The organism is Streptomyces sp. SID11385 (assembly GCF_010548245.1).
Taxonomy (GTDB): domain Bacteria; phylum Actinomycetota; class Actinomycetes; order Streptomycetales; family Streptomycetaceae; genus Streptomyces.
Map to the genome: position 1 here is coordinate 1 of NZ_JAAGLR010001032.1, position 3,680 is coordinate 3,680.

Below are 3,680 nucleotides of genomic sequence, written 5' to 3' on the forward strand. Positions count from 1 at the left end.
CCGACGGCGGCCGTGAGCGAGCCCGCCCGGCCCGGGCCGGGCGCGCGCCCGGCCACCGGTCCGGTGTCCGCTCAGCCCGCCAGCACCCGTACCGGCGTGCCCCGCGCCCAGGCCCGTACCGCCTCGGCCGCCTGGCCGTAGAAGACCTCGTACGTGCCCTCGGTGACGTAGCCCAGGTGCGGGGTGAGGATCGTGCGGGGCGCGGTGCGCACGGGGTGGTCGGCGGGGAGCGGTTCGGTGTCGTAGACGTCGAGTCCCGCGCCCGCGATCCGGCCCTCGTGGAGTGCCGCGACGAGCGCGGTCGTGTCGACGAGCGGGCCGCGCGAGGTGTTGACGAGGTACGCCGAGGGGCGCATCCAGGAGAGTTCCGCGGCGCCCACGAGGCCCGCCGAGCGCGGGCTCAGCTTGTAGTGCACCGTCACGACGTCGGCGGTGGCGAAGAGTTCCTGCTTGCCGACCGGTTCGGTGCCCAGGGAGCGGGCGTGTTCCGCGTCGAGGTTCTCGCTCCAGGCGAGGGCGCGCATCCCGAAGGCGCGGCCGATGGCGGCGACGCGCGCGCCGAGCCGGCCGAGCCCGACGACACCGAGGACGCGCCCGTCCAGGTCCCCGCCCACGGTGTGCTGCCACTCCCCCGCGCGCATCCCCGCGGACTCGGCCGGGATCTGCCGTACGAGCGAGAGGATCAGGCCCCACGTCAGTTCGGGCGTCGCGGAGACCGGGCTCTGCGTGCCGCAGACGGTGATGCCCAGTTCGCGGGCGGCTTCGAGGTCGATCGACGCGTTGGCCATGCCGGTCGTGACGAGCAGTCGCAGCTTCGGCAGCCGGGCGAGGCGTTCGCGCGGGAAGGGCGTCCGCTCGCGCATCGCGACGACCACGTCCGCCTCGCCGAGCGCGGCGACGACCTCCTCGGTCCCCGCGAGGTGTGCGTGCAGGAACTCCACCTCCGCGCCGAGCGCCTGCCAGTCCGCGTAGCGGTGGGCGACGTGCTGGTAGTCGTCGAGGACCGCGATGCGCACGGGAGTTCCCTCCGTCGGTAGGTGCCGGTGGCCGCCCCAGCCTACGACCGGGCACGTTCCCGCAGCTCACCGGTCCGGCCTCGGGCCGTACGCGGCTCACCGGTCCGACTCGGGCCACACGTAGGGGAGGTCGTCGGGGACGCCGGGGAAGAGGGGCGCGTAGTGCTCCGGGTTCTTGCGGACGAGGGCCGAGCGGTGGCTCAGGTGGAAGGGGGGACTGCCGAGCCATGGCGGCAGTTCGCCCGCGCGGGCGAGGACGGGCTGGGTGCGGACGCGGCGGACGGTACGGGAGGCGGCGAGGTCCCCGCGCAGGGACGCCGCCACGGTGTCGGCGAAGCCGAGCGCGGTCCAGGCCGCGCACACGTCGAGCCCGTACCGTACGAGCGCCTCCTCGTACCCGCGCCACATGGTCACCGCCGGGTGGTGGCGCCAGCCGTGGCCGGGGACGGTGAGTCCGCGCAGCACCTGGAGCGCCTCGACGCGCTGCTTGCCGAGGCGGCGCCGGTCGAGGACGCGGGTGGTGTCCTGGAAGCCGGAGAAGGGCAGAAAGGTCTGCATGCGGCGTTCCTACCGCGCTGTGCCGCCGGGCACACTCCGGCGGGGTGTGCGTCGCCCGGGCGCGGGCGGGGCAGGTGCGGGGGTGGGGCGGGACGCTGAATGATGGGGGCGGACCGTCCCCCGAGCGAACCGGCGCGTCTGCGACCGCGGCCGAACATGACGAGGAGTGGCACATGCCCCACGACAGAGCCGGACAGCCCGCGCTGCCCGAGGACCTGGCGGACATCCCCGCGCTGGTGACGTCCTACTACGCCCTCCACCCGGACCCGGCGGACGCGGACCAGAAGGTCGCCTTCGGCACCTCCGGGCACCGCGGCTCCTCGCTGAACACCGCCTTCAACGAGGACCACATCGCGGCGACGAGCCAGGCCATCTGCGAGTACCGGTCCCGGCAGGGCACCACGGGCCCGCTTTTCCTCGGCGCCGACACGCACGCGCTCTCCGAGCCAGCGCGGGTCACCGCGCTGGAGGTCTTCGCCGCGAACGACGTACGGGTGCTCATCGACGCGGACGACGGCTACACCCCGACCCCCGCCGTCTCGCACGCGATCCTGCGCTGGAACAAGGGCCGTCGGAGCGACCTCGCGGACGGCGTCGTCGTGACGCCCTCGCACAACCCGCCGGGCGACGGCGGCTTCAAGTACAACCCGCCGAGCGGCGGCCCCGCCGGCTCCGAGGCGACCGGCTGGGTCCAGGAACGCGCCAACCGGATCGTCGCGGACGGCCTCAAGGACGTGCGGCGCGTCCCGTACACACGCGCGCTCGCCGCCGACACGACGGAGCGGTACGACTTCCTCGGCACCTACGTCGACGACCTGCCGACCGTCGTGGACCTGGCGGCGGTACGGGCCGCGGGCGTGCGGATCGGCGCCGACCCGCTCGGCGGCGCCTCGGTCGCGTACTGGGGGCGCATCGCCGAGCGGCACGGGCTCGACCTGACGGTCGTCAACCCGCACACCGATCCCACCTGGCGCTTCATGACGCTGGACTGGGACGGCAAGATCCGCATGGACTGCTCCTCGCCGTACGCGATGGCCTCGCTCATCGCGCAGCGCGACCGCTATCACCTCGCGACGGGCAACGACGCCGACGCGGACCGGCACGGCATCGTCACCCCCGACGCCGGGCTGATGAACCCCAACCACTACCTCGCCGTCGCGATCGGCTACCTCTACGCCCATCGCCCCCAGTGGCCCGCGGCGGCCGGGATCGGCAAGACGCTCGTGTCCTCGTCGATGATCGACCGCGTCGCGGGCGAGCTGGGGCGGCGGCTCGTGGAGGTCCCGGTGGGCTTCAAGTGGTTCGTGGACGGGCTGCTCGACGGCTCGCTCGGCTTCGGCGGCGAGGAGTCGGCGGGCGCCTCGTTCCTGCGGGGGGACGGCTCGGTGTGGACGACGGACAAGGACGGCATCCTCCTCGCCCTCCTCGCCTCCGAGATCCTCGCCGTCACCGAGCAGACGCCCTCGCAGCGGTACGCGGAACTGACGGCCCGTTTCGGCGACCCCGCCTACGCCCGCATCGACGCGCCCGCGACGCGGGAGGAGAAGGCGGTGCTCGCCAAGCTCTCGCCCGCGCAGATCGGCGCGGACTCCCTCGCGGGCGAGCCCGTCACAGCCGTCCTCACCGAGGCACCGGGCAACGGCGCCCCGCTCGGCGGCATCAAGGTCACGACCGAGAACGCCTGGTTCGCGGCCCGCCCGAGCGGCACGGAGGACGTCTACAAGATCTACGCGGAGTCCTTCCGGGGCCCGGACCACCTGGCCCTCGTGCAGGAGGAGGCGAAGGGGGTCGTGGGGGACGCGCTGAAGGGGTGAGGACACGCTGAGGCGGTGAGGAACGCGGGGGCCCGCGCGGGGGTCCCCGCGTCCCCGTTTCGGTGCCGCGTGTCGACCGTACGGCCGTACCGCCCGCGCGGCCTCCCCGGGGCCGTGCCCACAGTGGCGTATGCCCAGCCCCGCGCACCCGCCCGTGCACCCGCCGCCGCCCGCCGGACCGGCTCTCCCCGGGACCCGTCTGCGGCCCGCCGCCGTGTTCCTCGCGCTCGCGACCGTCGTGGCGCTCGTCGCCGGGTGGCCGCTCGTCGCGCGGGCGCTGCCCGACAAGGAG

At 74.6% G+C, this 3,680-nt stretch carries 3 protein-coding genes; 1 reads left to right on the forward strand and 2 read right to left on the reverse strand.

The genetic code is table 11. From position 1 onward, the window contains the following. Positions 1-71: 71 nt before the first annotated feature. Together G3I42_RS31770 and G3I42_RS31775 are read right to left on the reverse strand one after the other, a co-directional pair. Positions 72-1,016, reverse strand: coding sequence for a D-2-hydroxyacid dehydrogenase family protein (locus tag G3I42_RS31770; RefSeq protein ID WP_164291147.1), 945 nt, complete (start codon positions 1,014-1,016; stop codon positions 72-74). Positions 1,017-1,112: 96 nt separating this feature from the next. After that, entirely contained in the window at positions 1,113-1,574 is a 462-nt protein-coding gene (locus tag G3I42_RS31775; RefSeq protein WP_164291148.1) for an MSMEG_6728 family protein, read from the reverse strand. A gap of 173 nt (positions 1,575-1,747) precedes the next feature. Between G3I42_RS31775 and pgm the strand changes: the two genes are divergently transcribed. After that, complete coding sequence (gene pgm, locus G3I42_RS31780) at positions 1,748-3,388, forward strand: phosphoglucomutase (alpha-D-glucose-1,6-bisphosphate-dependent) (protein ID WP_164291149.1); 1,641 nt, start codon at positions 1,748-1,750, stop codon at positions 3,386-3,388. The last annotated feature ends 292 nt before the right edge of the window (positions 3,389-3,680 follow it).